A 15,948-nucleotide genomic window follows, 5' to 3' on the forward strand; every position below is an offset into this window, starting at 1 on the left:
CGTACAGACTAATTTCCAAAAACGAGAGCAAAATCTGGCACCGGACGTTTTTTACGTTTCAAAGTTGAGATAAAACCCGCTAATATAGTGGCGATCCACTATCAGTAGCGTTATCCCTATTCTGGAGATATTCCTTTGATCAACGTTCTTCTTGTTGATGACCACGAACTGGTGCGCGCAGGGATACGACGCATTCTTGAAGATATAAAGGGCATAAAAGTTGTTGGTGAAGCCGGTTGCGGTGAGGATGCCGTGAAATGGTGTCGCGCTAACGCTGTCGATGTTGTGTTGATGGACATGAACATGCCCGGTATTGGTGGCCTTGAAGCCACGCGCAAAATTGCGCGTTCAACTGCCGATATTAAAGTGATTATGTTGACCGTTCACACGGAAAACCCATTGCCGGCAAAAGTGATGCAGGCTGGCGCTGCAGGTTACCTGAGTAAGGGCGCTGCGCCTCAGGAAGTGGTGAATGCCATCCGTTCGGTTTATTCCGGGCAGCGATACATTGCTTCTGACATCGCACAGCAAATGGCATTAAGTCAGATTGAACCAGAAAAAACGGAAACTCCGTTTGCCAGTTTGTCTGAGCGCGAATTGCAGATTATGCTGATGATCACCAAAGGTCAGAAGGTTAATGAGATTTCAGAGCAGTTGAATCTCAGTCCTAAAACGGTGAACAGCTATCGCTATCGTATGTTCAGTAAACTAAACATTCATGGTGATGTTGAGCTGACTCACCTGGCAATTCGCCATGGCCTGTGTAATGCGGAGACGTTAACAAGCCAGTGAGCAATCAGTTTGACGCGAAAGCGTTTCTAAAAACCGTAACCAGTCAACCCGGCGTTTATCGTATGTATGATGCCGGTGGTACGGTCATCTATGTGGGTAAAGCGAAAGACCTGAAAAAACGGCTTTCCAGCTATTTCCGCAGCAATCTGGCTTCGCGTAAAACCGAAGCGCTGGTTGCGCTCATTCAGCAAATCGATGTGACGGTGACGCACACCGAAACGGAAGCGTTGCTGCTCGAGCACAACTACATCAAGCTGTACCAGCCGCGTTACAACGTGCTGCTGCGTGATGACAAATCCTATCCCTTTATCTTTCTCAGCGCGGATACCCATCCCCGACTGGCGATGCACCGTGGGGCGAAACATACCCGGGGTGAATATTTTGGCCCATTTCCTAACGGCTATGCCGTCCGTGAAACGCTGGCGCTATTGCAGAAAATTTTCCCGATCCGCCAGTGTGAAAACAGCGTTTATCGCAACCGCTCACGTCCGTGTCTGCAATATCAGATCGGTCGTTGCCTCGGCCCCTGCGTCGAAGGCCTGGTGAGTGAAGAAGAGTATACGCAACAGGTTGACTATGTCCGGCTGTTTTTGTCGGGTAAAGATGACCAGGTTTTAACCCAACTGATCGCGCGGATGGAGAAGGCCAGTCAAAATCTGGCGTTCGAAGAGGCTGCGCGTATACGCGATCAGATCCAGGCCGTGCGACGGGTAACGGAGAAGCAGTTCGTCTCCAATGCAGGCGACGATCTGGATGTGATCGGCGTCGCGTTCGATGCCGGAATGGCGTGTGTGCACGTGCTCTTTATCCGCCAGGGGAAAGTGCTGGGGAGCCGCAGTTATTTCCCGAAAGTTCCAGGAGGGACTGAACTGGGCGAAGTGGTTGAAACCTTCGTCGGGCAATTTTACCTCCAGGGCAGCCAGATGCGCACATTGCCTGGCGAGATCCTACTGGATTTCAACCTGGACGACAAAGCGCTGCTGGCGGATTCTCTCTCTGAACTGGCAGGACGTCGTATCAATGTGCAGACTAAACCCCGCGGCGATCGCGCACGTTATCTGAAACTGGCGCGGACCAATGCCGCCACGGCGCTAACCACGAAACTCTCTCAGCAGTCGACCATTACTCAACGTCTGACGGCGCTGGCGACCGTATTGAAGTTGCCGGCGGTAAAACGGATGGAATGTTTCGACATCAGTCACACGATGGGCGAACAGACGGTCGCATCCTGCGTGGTCTTTGATACAAACGGGCCGCTGCGTGCGGAATACCGTCGCTACAATATTTCTGGCATCACGCCGGGCGATGACTATGCGGCAATGAATCAGGTACTTCGTCGACGTTATGGCAAAGCCATCGAAGAAAGTAAGATTCCGGATGTGATCCTGATCGACGGTGGGAAAGGGCAGTTGGGACAGGCAAAGGCCGTTTTCGCCGAACTGGATGTCCCCTGGGATAAAAATCGCCCCTTGCTGTTAGGGGTTGCGAAAGGCGCTGACCGTAAAGCCGGTCTGGAAACCTTGTTCTTTGAACCAGAAGGCGAGGGATTCAGCCTGCCGCCAGACTCGCCGGCGCTGCATGTGATCCAGCATATCCGCGATGAGTCACACGATCATGCTATCGGCGGCCACCGTAAAAAACGGGCAAAGGTGAAAAACACCAGTACGCTGGAGACCGTCGAAGGCGTCGGTCCGAAGCGGCGTCAAATGTTGTTGAAATATATGGGTGGTTTGCAAGGATTACGTAACGCCAGCGTTGAGGAAATTGCAAAAGTGCCAGGTATTTCGCAAGGTCTGGCAGAAAAGATCTTCTGGTCGTTGAAACATTGAGTCCGCTGTAGCAACATAGGGGTAAATTCTCTGACAACAGATAGTTACCCGTCACTATGCAATTTAATATTCCAACGTTGCTTACGCTGTTTCGCGTCATACTTATTCCATTCTTTGTCGTGGTGTTTTATCTGCCATTCACCTGGGCACCGTTCGTTGCTGCACTGATCTTCTGTATCGCTGCCGTCACCGACTGGTTTGATGGTTTTCTGGCGCGTCGCTGGAATCAGAGTACGCGTTTTGGTGCGTTCCTCGACCCGGTCGCGGATAAAGTGCTGGTGGCGATTGCGATGGTGCTGGTAACCGAGCACTATCACAGTTGGTGGGTGACCCTGCCAGCGGCCACCATGATCGCGCGTGAAATTATCATCTCTGCGCTGCGTGAATGGATGGCGGAACTGGGTAAGCGCAGCAGCGTGGCGGTCTCCTGGATCGGTAAAGTCAAAACCACCTCGCAAATGGCGGCGTTGGCCTGGCTGCTATGGCGTCCGAATATCTGGGTGGAGTACGCGGGTATCGCGCTGTTCTTTGTCGCGGCAGTCCTGACACTGTGGTCAATGTTCCAGTATCTGAACGCCGCACGCGGTGATTTGCTTGATCAGTGATCGTTTCGCCGTAAATTTCAGCAAACGAGCTTATGTGGCGAAAAATATCGTTGACTCATTGCGTCAGGTAAGTAGAATGCAACGCATCGAACGGCGGCACAGATTGCCAGACGATAGTAAAATCAAGTGATTAACGATTTACTTGATAATGCGGGAATAGCTCAGTTGGTAGAGCACGACCTTGCCAAGGTCGGGGTCGCGAGTTCGAGTCTCGTTTCCCGCTCCAGTTTAAGACATCGGCCGTTGCGGGTGTCAGTCGCAAGACAAAGATTTAAGGCGCGTTAGCAAAGCGGTTATGTAGCGGATTGCAAATCCGTCTAGTCCGGTTCGACTCCGGAACGCGCCTCCACTTTCTTCCCGAGCCCGGATGGTGGAATCGGTAGACACAAGGGATTTAAAATCCCTCGGCGTTCGCGCTGTGCGGGTTCAAGTCCCGCTCCGGGTACCATGGGAAAAAGCAGAATAATCAAAGCAATAAGCAGTGTCGTGAAACCACCTACGGGTGGTTTTTTTGTGCCTGATATTCCATTTCCTAACATTATTCCTAACATCAATTGCGCTATTTTTGCCCACCAACCACCGGAACGATCTTAATTTTGCGATCGTAGCGAGCTGTTTGAGTAATCGTTTTATGGCCGGAAATTTGCTGTTTTTCCTGCAGACTCCCCTCCAGATCGGAAACACCTTTCGCCTTGAGATCATGGAATGTGAAATCAAAAAGCAGGTGAGGATTTTTTTTCTGAGCCTTATCTCTTGCCTCTTGCCATCGACTGTTAAATCCATCACGCGTATACACGGATTTACCGTGCTACGGGTGTTACTCCCCACGTGTTGCGCCCGGATAGTACATCAACACGCAGCAGATCAGATCACCCAGGCGTTTCAGGTGTGAATTTGACGACGCAAGGCACGCCCGCGCCAGCGCTCCACCGGCCATTACAGCAATGATGCGTATTGCCTCCGGCGGATTGGTGAACAACATCATCAACACCTCAGAGAGGTTGTGTTTGTAGGGCATTTTCGTTCGTCCATAAAAAGCCCACCAGTGGTAGGTATTTAACTTATAAATAGTTGATTTAATTTGCATAGTTGGGGTGGATTGTGGTTAATATCACCTAACTATCAATTACAAAAATTCATTAATAACAGGCGTAAAAGATTCCTTGCCACACGTTAAATTAATAAGGAATTTTTATATGTCATGGAATAAAAGTGAAGCTGTCTCATATGCCCGTATCCACGCTCAACCCCAAACAACCCACTATTGCGCACGCGCTGTCGCGGCCGCCATTCGTGCGGGAGGAGTGAAAATTGAGGGGGCCAATGCAAAGGATTTTGGGCGTTCTCTGGAAAAGGCAGGATTCACTAAGGTATATGGCACTCCGATAGCTGGTGATATTGCTGTTATTAATGCGTTGCCCGGTCCTAAACAGTATGGCCATGTATGCATTTACGATGGAGCCGGAACCTGGTATTCAGATTTCAAGCAGAGAACACTGTACCCGGGCCCGGCGTATCGCCAATTACAACCAGCAGTAACTATATACAGGCACTACTAATATGAAAAAATTTGCCTTTCTTCTGTTTTTAAGTGCCGCTGCTATGGGGGCTGAGAACATGCAGATCCCGATGAATCGGGCTCTTGAGTTCAACCGCTGGTATATAAAACAAGTTAATAATGATCTCTATCCCATCAAGAGGGGGGGGAAATCGATCAGTTTGTTACGGCCGGAACAATGAAAAAACTACGTCATGCAGACGATCCGCGCTATGCAGACGACGAATTTTATGAGGCTGACTTTTTTCTTAAATCACAATATATCGACGATGACTGGCCGGATAATGTCGTTGTCACCTCTTACGATTCAGATCCGGTTTGCGTGAATGTGAATATCACGTTTGGCAAAAAAAAACCGCATACCGTAATTGACTGTATGGTGAAAGAAAATGATATCTGGAAAATTCAATCAGTAGCCGCACGTGATAACAATTAAAATAATTGCAGGGGCGATTGTTGCTCCCTGCAATGAGGGCTGTAACCTGTCCGGATTTTGGTTATGAACCCGTCAAAAAAACGCTAATCCCACCGTTGGATTTAACGACACAGCACAGAGTGAGTGTTAACGATGGGATTTGCGGAAATAAGAAAACAAAAAACCACCCGAAGGTGGTTTCATTCCTAACTTTAATTATCGCACTATCTCGCTCGATCATTCGGGTCTTTGTAGGCTGTATAGATGACCTCGTATCGATGAGGATCCTTTTTAGACGGCTGAATAGGGTACGAGATACCATTAAAAAAAAGCGGACCTTTATCAACTGGAACTTTTATTAATGCAAGAATCTCGTCTACAGGAGATTTAGACGTAGGTTTAATGATAAATATATTTTCCATAATTAACCCTCCGTGGGTTTCAGAGCTTGCGTCATTGCATACCGTCTATAAAGAATATCAACGTTGAAAATTGTCAGCAAGATAATTTTATTAAATTTTCATCGTATATTATAAAAACTAGCGTTTCCGAGTTTACTATTTATACATTGGATGGCTCAGATGTCGCTGCAAATGCTGCCTTTGATTATCAAATATCCCGATCCAGATAAGATCATGTAAAATTAAAAATATTTTCAATTATTTAATTTGCAATAATGCATATAATAGAAACAATGCTGTTCTCAAAATGCCTTGAGTGCCGCAGGATATACTTACAATCAAGAAGAAATCAAAAATACTGCGGTAACGCCTGCCGTCAGATGTCCTGGCGTAGACGACAACAACACCAATAATTACCACTTTTGTAAATCCGTTACGCCGTTTTGTAACATTTTGATTACACAATAGAAAGCACTCATCAGCCTGTCTATAACCACAGTGCCTATAACTCGAACTGGAGGAGATATGCGCGATTTGACAGGTGGCGATTATGACGACGAATACACAGAGAAACCGCAACCGGACAGCACGTCTGGCACGGGTACATCTGATATGCGCGTCGTCTGATTCGCCAAAATGTGACGATGAGAGGGATTCTGAAATGGAACATCCATTCAAGAATGAAATTGAAATCAAGGGCTTTCCTGTTCCTTATACTATGCATGGCGGTAATTGCGGCCATGGCGGGGCGGGATGGGGCGGTGATGGTTTTGGTGGCGGCTTTGGCGGTGGTCCGGGCTGGCAGCGGTGTGGCTTTCATCGCCCTATAAAGGACATGATGACCTGAACGTGCCTGTTCCGATCGTTAACATTGAAAGGGAATCGTTTTATGTTCGGGGAACTGATGCAGGAGCATTTCTCTGGAAGAATGAGAGCCAGGCATTTTCACTTGGCATCTCGTATTCTGAGTTGTTTTTTGATGCGGGAAAAACAAAGAATCATAATCTCAAAAAACTCGACAACAGACATTCAACCCTGAATGCCTTTCTCCAGTACACGCTGTATTCCCCGTATGGTCATGCGAGTATTCAGCTCCTTCGTGACACCCTTGATAACACCGACGCTTTCAGCGGCAGGGCATGGTACCAATATCCTGTTTCATTCGTGTCGGTTCATTTCACCCCCAGGGTGGGAATTCGCTGGGACAGCCAGCAGCAACTGGATTATTACATCGGGGTTTCTGGGCGTGAAGCGCAAGAAAGCGGCTCGGTAGATACCGTCCGCAGGGAGGCGTGTCACCGTTTATCTCTCTTAACACCCCTTGGCCGTTTGCTGATGACTGGAGCGTCATCACGAGCAGTGGCATTATTTTCTTAAATAAGGAGATCAGAAACAACCCGATGATTGATGACAATTTGATTTTCCATGTCACCATTGGACTGTCATATTCATTCTGAATTATCCGGGAGAGGTGGTTTTATGAAAACAATTACGCTGATGATATTCACCTGTCTGCTGGTTGTTGGAATATATGTCTGGTCTGTTGGCCGACCACTTATACTGGACAAAGATCTGCATCTTCCATTTGCAATGTCGGAAGAGTACAAAAGCATGCTTTATCATGCGTCAATGGCGCCAAGCGGGCATAATACACAGCCCTGGAAAGTGATTTATTATGCCCGCAGTCATGATTTCACGCTGTTTCTTAACCGTGATCGGGAACTGGCGCAGGTCGATCCTGAGAACCGTGAAGCATTAATCTCCTTGGGGGCCTTTCTGGAGAACTGGCAGCAGTCGGCGCAGGCATACGGATATACTCCGAAAATGAGTATTTTACCCACTCCTGGTGCCCAAATGCAGATTGCCCATGTTACGTTTTATAAAACCAGTCATATTCCCGCAGATTCAGAGCAACGTCTTGCTCGCATGACAGTTCGCCATACTGACAAAAGGAGCTATGAACCCCACAATATTTCCCCGACAACAATCCGCACTCTTCTTGAACGAAATGGCCCCTGGCTGCGCTATTATCCAAAGGGAACTCCTGGGTTCGCATGGTTGTCCCGCAATACCGTGGAAGCCATGAAGACTCAGGGAGAACATGAAGGTAAAAGACGGGAACTGTCTCAATGGATAAGATTTTCCAATACTGAAGCACGGCAGGCCAGAGACGGTCTACCGGCAGAGCAACTCGGTATGAAGGGACCACTCAAAGCGGCTTTTTATACTTTTTATAATCGTCAGGACACGACAACGCCATCTTTTGCCCGTGAATCTGTCAAACTGACCGAGCAACAAGTTGGCAGTGCGGCGGGATTTTTTGTCATAACGGGGGCTGGCGATTTTCAGGGAATTATCCGTGCAGGCATGCATTTTGAGAGATTCTGGCTCGATGCGGTGGAACTGGGAATTTCTCTGCATCCCATGAGTCAGATTCTGGAAGAAAAACCTTTCTCCGATGATGTAATGAAAGCATTAAATCTTAATGCTCCTGTTCAGATGATTGTCCGGGCAGGTATTACCAGTAATTATGGTGAAAATAACGGAATAAGAAGAAATATCAGTCGGTTTACCTCTATTGATGAGTCCAATGTGGGATCATCAGTCCCTTAATAGCGTCTCAAAAGAAAGTCTGATGGAGGGCATTATCGCAAGCGATGTGTTGTGCTGAAACAAATCGGTTTTTCGGTATACTGTCTCTTGTCTGCCAATTCGCAGTGAGGCGAAATCATGTTAAGCAATGAAGCAAAGCGCAAGAGAGAAGCACTTTTCAGAGACTACGCGAGCAATGTAGATTTTGTGCTTAATACGCCTCTTCTTGAGCAAAGAAGAATATGGGAAGAAGGGGCAATGAATGCGCCGTTACCCGAAAATATCAGCATAGAAACGATCGCGGAAGAGGGGATTTCAGCGGAGTGGGTGAGACATTCGCAGGCAGATAAGCGTAAAGTCATCCTGTATCTTCATGGTGGGGGTAACAATCAGGGATCAAGTATTACGCACAGGAAGTTGGTTGCACATATTGTTCATGATTCAAAAGTGAATGCTCTCACGCTCAATTATTCGTTAGCCCCTGAACATCCATTTCCTGCCGGTCTGTTGGATGCAAAAAATGCCTGGTTGTGGTTATTAAAGCAGGCATATCAGCCTGATGATATCATTCCTGGCGGTGACTCAAGTGGCGGTGGGCTGGTTTTATCTCTGCTCCTGTTGCTGAAAAACGAGCATTATCCGATGCCACACTCCGCTTTCCTGCTATCTCCTATGCTTGATTACACCTTATCGGGTGGCAGTATTTCTTCTTGTGCAGAGAAGGACCCGATGATCTTTATTGAGGATTTGCGGCAAACCGTCGCGTACTACTGCTCTGATGCTGAAACATCGAATCCCCTGGTTTCACCCCTTTATGGCGATCTGACAGGTCTTCCCCCTCTCCTGATACAAACGGGAAGCGATGAATTACTTCTCGATGACTCGACCCGTCTGGCGAAACAGGCGACAGAGGCTGGCGTTGGCGTTCAAATTGAAATCTGGAATGGGTTGTGGCACGTATTCCAGTCATCCGCAGGGAAAATACCGGAAGCAAGCCGCGCGATAAGCCGAATCGCATCATTTATTCATTCACAGCCGCTTGAGATGTTGTAGCGCGCAGGGGCGGCTTAATGCAATCAGAATCAATATTATACTAAGTAAGTATTAATTTAAGCGCTGTAAAGATATAGGAATTATCCCCGCCTTATTTAACAAGTAAAATATAAAAACAACATGGTGCGTTTACAAATAAAAATATATATACATTTTTATTTTTTCTGACTATATTGAGCAAGAGTGGTTTCTACCTCTCTTGCATTCATAATGAATTAATTTACTGCTTTGGCAGTATTTTCACCTTTAAGCGTATGGCTATCACTCTGAATCTTACAGATTCAGTGGTTGTCTGCGCATTTGATTTTATATTCCACCGGCTTTTGTATGGCGTGGATAGATAATATTTCTTTTGAAAACAAAGGGGGCGCGTCAGACGAGGTGATTTCTTCATTAATAGGAATAATGGGAATTAAGTGCCAATTATCTTAATTAGCAAGGCGATGCTCCATTTATAATGGTTAGTATTTGTGAGTTATTGCTTAATAAAAATATTGTAATGGTTCTATCTGGAACCATTCGCAGGGAAATGTTTTTTTCCAGGGGCCTCGAAAAGAATACCGCAGAGACACCAGGAGTGAGCATGCTTGAACTGGAGGACTGACAAGTGACTCAAAGGAAATTGAAAAAATTATTATTAGCGGCATCAGGTTGTGTTGCAATATGCGCATTCCCTGTCGGCTCGACGGAACTCGTGGACCGGGAGTTCATCACCGGCGTCTCCCCCATTAATTCCGGGAGTCACACCGTAAATGGAGACGATGACAACGTTACGTTAGATGCCAGTGGGTTAACCGCATCAGTTGCATACCAGCGTGCGATTATCAGCACCCTGAATGGCACGGTAAGAATTGCTGTCTCTCAGGGTAAAACCTTAACGGTTATAGGACACAATAATAATTCTACTGTCGAAAACAGTTCAGCGTTATATGCCTGGCAAAGAGACACATATCCCGGTAGCTCTATAATTTTTACTGGGGGCAATGTCGTTGTCAGCAATTCTGTTCCGGGATCTTCTTCTGATATCTACGCCATCTACGCCGGTCCTGGTGGAAAATTGGATTTCCTCAGTGATGGCGATAACAAGATCAATCTCAAAGTGGATATGTCAGCGGAAGACGGGGCCGGAACCCATCGAACGGGCATTGCGCTTCATAATGGTGAACTGAATTTTGATGGTGGTCGGTTTGAGGTTTACGTAGATGGCGCGCCAGGAAGCCATTCCATTGACGGACGCAATGGAATAACCATCGCGGCGGAGAGCAAGATGAATGTCAAGGCAGATAGCATTCATATTGAAACGAATCAAACGGCTATTGGGGTAACGGGGAGCACGGGCTCGAGTCGTCCTGCCGCTCCCTACGGTGTTTTCAATGAAGTGAACTTCGAGGCAGATTCAATTTATCTGAAAGGTTCTCAGGGAATTATATCCATGTTGAACGACAACCTCCGAAGCCACACCCGTTTCACGTTCACCGGCAGGACGGCTATAGAGGCAATAGCCAATACGGGCCCGTGGGGGTTATCCGGTGATTATGTCGGGGGGCATATTATTGCTGGCAACGCGACAGACTTCGAATTCAATGGTGATGTGACATTGACGGGTGAAGACCTGACGTCACTTGGCACGAGTCCTGGTCATGAACTCAAAGGCGTTACGCTTGTTAATGGATCAAGCCTGGTTGCAAATGATAATTTTAGTCTCCGGAGCAACGGTGGTTATCAGAACACGGGTTTACGGATATTGGAAAGTCAGGCCCAGTTCAGTGGGCAAACGCAGATCGCCGTGTTAAATGGTGTCGAATCGGCTACCGGGATCCACATCGATGGTCACCCCGGAATAACCACTCACGCTGAATTTCAGGATGACCTGACAATTTCAACGGCGGGTTCTCATGCGGCTAAAATTACCGGCATCGAAGTTCTCTCGGCGGGCACAGCAGATATTCAAAGAGGGTTGTTTATTAATGATAACCCCTCAATTGACTGGTCTCTTTTTTCAACAGGCGCCAACAGTCGGATCGATGCAAACTCGTCGGGAACCGGGACCGTACAAGTTCAGGGTAATATTGGCACGGCTGACAGCGGTACGCTGGAGATGACACTCAACAATGCAAACTCGTGGTTAAAGGCAACCAGTTATACCGCCCGTGATACGGCCAGGGGCGGTACCCTGAACATGAATATCTCCAACGGTGCGGTGTGGGAAGTGACCGGTAATTCGTACGTCACTAACCTGCTGTTGCAGGGAGGGCGCGTGAATATGCTTGCGCCGGGCAACGCTGGCACGTTCAAGACATTGACTGTCGAAGGCAACTATACCGGCGGTGGAACCCTGACATTGAATACGGCGCTCGGAAGTGATAGCTCAGCGACGGACAAACTTATCGTCGAGGGAAATACTTCCGGCCATACCCGGGTGGCCATCAACAATATTGGTGGTATGGGGGCGCAGACGGTTGAAGGGATTGAAATTGTCAATGTTGCAGGAACCTCCGACGGAACTTTCGCGAAAGAGAGTCGCATTGTTGCCGGGGCGTACGATTACGATGTGGTCAGGCGCGGCAGCAACTGGTATTTATGCAGCGCAATGGAGCCTGTTGATCCGACGGACCCGGTCGACCCGACTGACCCGAACGATCCTACAGACCCGGGTGTGCCTGCCTCGCCAGAAACCCCGCAAACGCCGGTGCACCCAGGCGGCCCATCACAAATTCGCCCGGAATTCGGCAGCTATCTGGCAAACGACCTGGCTGCAAATACCTTGTTCATCTCGCGACTGCACGATCGTTCTGGCGAAACGCAGTACACCGATGTGCTAACCGGTGAGAAAAAAAGCACCAGCCTGTGGATGCGTAACGTCGGAGGCCATATCCGGTTTAACGACAGCAGTGAACAGTTAAAAACCCGGAGCAATAACTATGTGCTACAGATGGGGGGCGATGTGGCGCAGTGGAGTACGGATGGTCTGGATCGCTGGCATCTTGGTCTCATGGCGGGCTATGCCAACAGCCATAGCCGCACCACGTCGACGTTAAATAACCATGATTCCCGTGGTAAGGTCGACGGCTACAGCGTGGGGCTATATGGCACGTGGTATGCTAATGAGCTTGATAAATCAGGTGGTTATATAGACACCTGGATGCTCTATAACTGGTTTGATAACACTGTCAATGGTCAGTATCAGGCAAGTGAAGCGTATAAATCCAAAGGTATCACAGCTGCGGTTGAGGCGGGTTACAGTCTGAAGGTAGGTGAAAGCCAGCAATTGACCTACTGGATCCAGCCCAAAGCTCAGGTCATCTGGATGGATGTGCAGGCGGACGAACATCGGGAACGTAGCGGCACCCAGGTGAAGGGAGATAGCACCGGTAATCTGATGACCAGTCTGGGCGCCAGAGCATATTTCAAACGTAAACCCACCGGTCAAGAAGACAGAGTGGCAGGCATTCAGCCATTTGTTGAGGCGAACTGGATCCACACCTCACGCAATCCGCGAGTGACAATGGGTGAGGTACACAATGACGTTCAGGGCGTGAAAGACCTGGCTGAACTGAAAGTGGGTGTGGAAGGACAACTCACTTCTCGATTGACCGTCTGGGGAAATGTCTCCGGGCAAATGGGTCGCGACAGCTATCGCAATGCGCAGGGAATGGTGGGCGTGAAATACAACTGGTAAATGGAAGGGAGAGGGGCAGGGGAAACCTGCTCCTTATTCATTCGGGATTAACTGGGCTCTGTTCCGGCAAATAGCAAAAGATCGGTCGTCTATCTCAGTTTCAAAGGGTATCTTTAGCATGAGTCGCGAATTCCCTGCATCCGTTGCCACGAGAGAACGACCATGAAGAAAGAAGTTCACCAGGTAAAGCAGCACCGCTGCGTGATCCCTGATATTGAAATCCTGTCGTTATATTCAGAGCGTGCTTTCCCGCGCCATTCACACGATCAATTCGGTATTGGGGTTTTTATCCAGGGTAGCCATCGCTCATGGAGCAATATCGGCAATGTGAACGCGGTGACAGGGGATATTATTATGGTCAACCCCGGCGAAATTCACGACGGGATCCCAGCGTCAGGCCCTCGCGGCTGGCATATGCTCTATATCAATCCCGACGCCTTTATAAAAGAATGGAATACTGACTTACCGGCAGACGATTTAACCCTGAAGCCGGTAGTTAACGATCCTGCTCTAGGCTTGATGATTCGGCAACTTTTTAGCCAATCGGCAGCCGGAGATCCTGACACTATGGCTATTGAAGAGACGATCATGCGTTGTCTGATGCAGGCAGGACAAAACCACACGTTGTCTGCTACACAGCGTATACTTCATTCTCCGACGGTACGGCTTGTTAAAGAGTTCATCGATGATGCGCCGGAAGGAAATATTACATTGACCGGGTTAGCCAGCCTGTGTGATATCACCCGGTTCCAGCTCATTCGCCGTTTTTCCCGGGAGGTGGGGATTACGCCGCATGCTTATCTTTTACAGTCCCGGGTTCGTCTGGCAAAAAAACTCTTATCACAGGGCAAGAGAACGGTTGATGTTGCGATGATGGCGGGTTTTTCCGATCAGAGCCATCTTACGCGTGCGTTTCAGAAACAGACTGGAATAACACCGGGGCAATACCGCTCCGCCGTGGTGGATTAACACGACTGACATTGAGGAGCAGTACTACCATGAGGAACATTATCGACAGGCAATGGCGTCAAGTTGAAACAGCATTCCCGATGTCCCACCGCGATGGGCAAATTCAGTCTGAATAGATTTTCTCGCAGGAAATTGCCCGTTAAATCGCTGTTTCATGACGTTTTCCATGACCGGAATATCCCACACATCGCGGAACAGGGCGTCAATTTTAACGACTGACTCCAGTGTCAGGCCGATAGTACTGAGTCTTTCACTCAGATTATCAAAAGCACCATTGATTTGTGCCTCAATGGGTTGTCCGATATTTCCGATACAATAGCTGACAAAAACAAAACCGCCAGCTTCAACCATTCCGGCAAGTGCCCAGTCTTCATTTATTTCATGCCTTGTTATTGTCGTCATAATGCACCTCGTTATCCCTTTTCCTGACATGGTTATTGTCTGGCATCATTGTATCTTCAGGCATTGTAGCAATAAAGGAATATTTCAGGCGGGAGAAATAAGAAAGCCAGGCGCCTGAAAGTACGTCGTTGCAATGTTTTGCATATATCCCAACACGCGCATTAACAACGTCGCCAGACCTCTGCCATTTCGCGAATTCTGATTTTTTATTACTCGATTTTAGTAATAAATCAACATTATTTTCTGTAAGCAAATTCAATGTTAATTAAAAGTAACGCATTTAAGTTTCTTATTGCCGATAGCGATGCCCGGGATCTTATCCTGACGGTACGGTAGAGGAAATAATATCTCAACTTCAAATACTCATGTTCTGCAATCTAACCGTCTGGTTTCTATTATGACATGTAATGATAGCCATTATTAAAATGGAGTGAGTATGAGGATTAGCGTGTAACAAAGGTCATAGAGTCAAATGATATTGGTATCATATGATTAAACCAGGGTTAATGATTATGCTCTTTTCGTGTTATCATTTTGTGTTGGAAGAAGATATTCAACGCGTAAAGTGTTAAATATCTCCTCGATTTTGCTTAAATGAGTGCTCAGGAAAGCTTTACAGTCCTGGGTTTGTCGTAATTTTGTGCATTAATTACTTAATGTTGTAAGAATATATTCTTGTAAATCATAAGGTTGAAGAAGTTCATTTTTTCATAAGATCACAGATACCTCTCATTTAAGGTCGTTTAAGGCTATTTAAAATGACAATTTAAGATATTTACAGCAATAATCAATGTAACAAGAGTCGAAAGTGTCTCTGTTGCCTGGCTATTCTATTCTCATAATGAACTTTTGAAATTATTGCTTTATGCGAAAGGAGTCGACGATGCATGCGAAAACGGTAATAAATAAAATCTTGCTGAGTCAGGTTTCCTGAAAGGTCAATATCTGGATGATTTGTAATTAATATATTTAATATGTCCTTTTAAACATTGAGATGTCGTTATCACGGATGGGGTGGAGCAAAATGCATATATTTTCATATGACCAGTATTTTATTACCGGGTTACAGCAGTTACTATTCTTTACCGGTCTTGAGCAATCACCCGACGTTGTTGTTTTTGATCCGGGAGGAGGGACTGTGTATATTACCAATAGTGCTGAATGTCTCCGCGCCGGGTCATCAGATACGTTAACGCATTTTACACAAATACGATGTTATTCATTGACCAGGAACGCATCTTTGACGGAGTATTTTTACGTGCTGGACCAGGTCAAGCAGAATAAACGTATCCCGTTGCATACCCGATCATTGTCGAACAGAGAGCGGATAATCATTGAACACTATCTGGCGGGCCTGGGAAAAAGTGCGATTGCACGAACCATGCTGCTCAGTGAGGGGGCCGTCAGCAATAGCCAGTTAAGAGCATTGCGAAAAATGAATATGAAAAATATTCCATTGTTTCTACAGGTTATGCGTAACTGGTGTGTATTCAGAGCAAAATACATCTGTGAATCTAATATCACCTTTCTGTCCTAGATGTTAAGAGGTAATGATTATCCTGAACGAATTACAAAATGAATTAAATCGTACCTTGAAAAACTGAAGCCTTGATCGTGTGAACGGTATTTATGATTAAGAACCGTTTTTGTGGG

At 47.1% G+C, this 15,948-nt stretch carries 14 protein-coding genes, 3 tRNA genes and 2 pseudogenes; 16 read left to right on the forward strand and 3 right to left on the reverse strand.

All coding sequences use genetic code 11. The annotated features are described in order from the left end of the window. Positions 1-135 precede the first annotated feature (135 nt). From uvrY to I6L53_RS08660, 6 genes are all read left to right on the forward strand, one after another. The gene (uvrY, locus tag I6L53_RS08635) at positions 136-792 is read left to right on the forward strand and encodes a UvrY/SirA/GacA family response regulator transcription factor (protein WP_042318319.1); all 657 of its coding nucleotides are present in this window, start codon (positions 136-138) and stop codon (positions 790-792) included. Further along, complete coding sequence (gene uvrC / locus I6L53_RS08640) at positions 789-2,621, forward strand: excinuclease ABC subunit UvrC (protein WP_042318321.1); 1,833 nt, start codon at positions 789-791, stop codon at positions 2,619-2,621. The genes uvrY and uvrC overlap by 4 nt, the downstream gene beginning before the upstream one ends. A gap of 56 nt (positions 2,622-2,677) precedes the next feature. Next, on the forward strand, positions 2,678-3,226 hold the full coding sequence (gene pgsA / locus I6L53_RS08645) for a CDP-diacylglycerol--glycerol-3-phosphate 3-phosphatidyltransferase (RefSeq protein ID WP_042318323.1): 549 nt from the start codon (positions 2,678-2,680) through the stop codon (positions 3,224-3,226). Between the two features lie 150 nt (positions 3,227-3,376). Then, positions 3,377-3,452, forward strand: a tRNA-Gly gene (locus I6L53_RS08650). A gap of 49 nt (positions 3,453-3,501) precedes the next feature. After that, a tRNA-Cys gene (locus I6L53_RS08655) sits at positions 3,502-3,575 on the forward strand. 12 nt (positions 3,576-3,587) lie between these two features. Beyond that, a tRNA-Leu gene (locus tag I6L53_RS08660) sits at positions 3,588-3,674 on the forward strand. A 111-nt stretch (positions 3,675-3,785) separates the two neighbouring features. Here I6L53_RS08660 and I6L53_RS08665 read toward each other — a convergent pair. Both I6L53_RS08665 and I6L53_RS08670 read right to left on the reverse strand, forming a co-directional pair. Further along, positions 3,786-4,019: pseudogene (locus I6L53_RS08665) on the reverse strand (site-specific integrase); the annotation flags it as partial. Positions 4,020-4,043: 24 nt separating this feature from the next. Continuing rightward, positions 4,044-4,244: a hypothetical protein gene (locus tag I6L53_RS08670; RefSeq protein ID WP_042318327.1), complete on the reverse strand. Its 201-nt coding sequence runs from the start codon at positions 4,242-4,244 to the stop codon at positions 4,044-4,046. 178 nt (positions 4,245-4,422) lie between these two features. Between I6L53_RS08670 and I6L53_RS08675 the strand changes: the two genes are divergently transcribed. The 9 genes and pseudogenes from I6L53_RS08675 (at position 4,423) to I6L53_RS08710 (ending at position 13,893) form a co-directional block, all read left to right on the forward strand. Beyond that, positions 4,423-4,785 (forward strand): hypothetical protein, encoded by a 363-nt coding sequence (locus tag I6L53_RS08675; RefSeq protein ID WP_042318329.1) that lies wholly within the window; start codon positions 4,423-4,425, stop codon positions 4,783-4,785. Position 4,786: 1 nt separating this feature from the next. Then, the gene (locus tag I6L53_RS23615) at positions 4,787-4,966 is read left to right on the forward strand and encodes a hypothetical protein (protein WP_247751671.1); all 180 of its coding nucleotides are present in this window, start codon (positions 4,787-4,789) and stop codon (positions 4,964-4,966) included. After that, positions 4,963-5,220, forward strand: a complete 258-nt coding sequence (locus I6L53_RS23620; protein WP_247751672.1) for a YqhG/Tai3 family protein — start codon at positions 4,963-4,965, stop codon at positions 5,218-5,220. The genes I6L53_RS23615 and I6L53_RS23620 overlap by 4 nt, the downstream gene beginning before the upstream one ends. A gap of 930 nt (positions 5,221-6,150) precedes the next feature. After that, on the forward strand, positions 6,151-6,447 hold the full coding sequence (locus I6L53_RS08685; RefSeq protein WP_139155868.1) for a hypothetical protein: 297 nt from the start codon (positions 6,151-6,153) through the stop codon (positions 6,445-6,447). Positions 6,448-6,449: 2 nt separating this feature from the next. Continuing rightward, a pseudogene (locus I6L53_RS08690) lies at positions 6,450-7,057 on the forward strand (MipA/OmpV family protein). Positions 7,058-7,079: 22 nt separating this feature from the next. Next, complete coding sequence (locus I6L53_RS08695; protein ID WP_042318333.1) at positions 7,080-8,213, forward strand: Acg family FMN-binding oxidoreductase; 1,134 nt, start codon at positions 7,080-7,082, stop codon at positions 8,211-8,213. A gap of 117 nt (positions 8,214-8,330) precedes the next feature. Further along, complete coding sequence (locus tag I6L53_RS08700; protein ID WP_042318334.1) at positions 8,331-9,245, forward strand: alpha/beta hydrolase; 915 nt, start codon at positions 8,331-8,333, stop codon at positions 9,243-9,245. A gap of 1,057 nt (positions 9,246-10,302) precedes the next feature. Beyond that, positions 10,303-12,924, forward strand: a complete 2,622-nt coding sequence (locus I6L53_RS08705) for an autotransporter outer membrane beta-barrel domain-containing protein (protein ID WP_052425364.1) — start codon at positions 10,303-10,305, stop codon at positions 12,922-12,924. 162 nt (positions 12,925-13,086) lie between these two features. Continuing rightward, on the forward strand, positions 13,087-13,893 hold the full coding sequence (locus I6L53_RS08710; RefSeq protein ID WP_042318335.1) for a helix-turn-helix transcriptional regulator: 807 nt from the start codon (positions 13,087-13,089) through the stop codon (positions 13,891-13,893). Between the two features lie 39 nt (positions 13,894-13,932). On the opposite strand, the gene I6L53_RS08715 is transcribed toward I6L53_RS08710, so the two are convergent. Next, positions 13,933-14,295: a RidA family protein gene (locus I6L53_RS08715; protein WP_042318337.1), complete on the reverse strand. Its 363-nt coding sequence runs from the start codon at positions 14,293-14,295 to the stop codon at positions 13,933-13,935. Positions 14,296-15,319: 1,024 nt separating this feature from the next. Here I6L53_RS08715 and I6L53_RS23795 point away from each other — a divergent pair. After that, entirely contained in the window at positions 15,320-15,832 is a 513-nt protein-coding gene (locus I6L53_RS23795) for a LuxR C-terminal-related transcriptional regulator (RefSeq protein ID WP_042318338.1), read from the forward strand. Positions 15,833-15,948: the final 116 nt, after the last annotated feature.

The sequence above is a fragment of the Citrobacter farmeri genome (assembly GCF_019048065.1).
In the GTDB taxonomy this organism is placed as follows: Bacteria; Pseudomonadota; Gammaproteobacteria; order Enterobacterales; family Enterobacteriaceae; genus Citrobacter_A; species Citrobacter_A farmeri.

What these genes read in the sequence shown, in the direction of transcription:
- pgsA (WP_042318323.1), top strand. Translation starts at nt 2,678, where the DNA reads ATGCAATTTAATATTCCAACGTTGCTTACGCTGTTTCGCGTCATACTT.
- I6L53_RS08670 (WP_042318327.1), bottom strand. Translation starts at nt 4,244, where the DNA reads ATGCCCTACAAACACAACCTCTCTGAGGTGTTGATGATGTTGTTCACC.
- I6L53_RS08675 (WP_042318329.1), top strand. Translation starts at nt 4,423, where the DNA reads ATGTCATGGAATAAAAGTGAAGCTGTCTCATATGCCCGTATCCACGCT.
- I6L53_RS23615 (WP_247751671.1), top strand. Translation starts at nt 4,787, where the DNA reads ATGAAAAAATTTGCCTTTCTTCTGTTTTTAAGTGCCGCTGCTATGGGG.
- I6L53_RS23620 (WP_247751672.1), top strand. Translation starts at nt 4,963, where the DNA reads ATGAAAAAACTACGTCATGCAGACGATCCGCGCTATGCAGACGACGAA.
- I6L53_RS08685 (WP_139155868.1), top strand. Translation starts at nt 6,151, where the DNA reads ATGACGACGAATACACAGAGAAACCGCAACCGGACAGCACGTCTGGCA.
- I6L53_RS08695 (WP_042318333.1), top strand. Translation starts at nt 7,080, where the DNA reads ATGAAAACAATTACGCTGATGATATTCACCTGTCTGCTGGTTGTTGGA.
- I6L53_RS08700 (WP_042318334.1), top strand. Translation starts at nt 8,331, where the DNA reads ATGTTAAGCAATGAAGCAAAGCGCAAGAGAGAAGCACTTTTCAGAGAC.
- I6L53_RS08710 (WP_042318335.1), top strand. Translation starts at nt 13,087, where the DNA reads ATGAAGAAAGAAGTTCACCAGGTAAAGCAGCACCGCTGCGTGATCCCT.
- I6L53_RS08715 (WP_042318337.1), bottom strand. Translation starts at nt 14,295, where the DNA reads ATGACGACAATAACAAGGCATGAAATAAATGAAGACTGGGCACTTGCC.
- I6L53_RS23795 (WP_042318338.1), top strand. Translation starts at nt 15,320, where the DNA reads ATGCATATATTTTCATATGACCAGTATTTTATTACCGGGTTACAGCAG.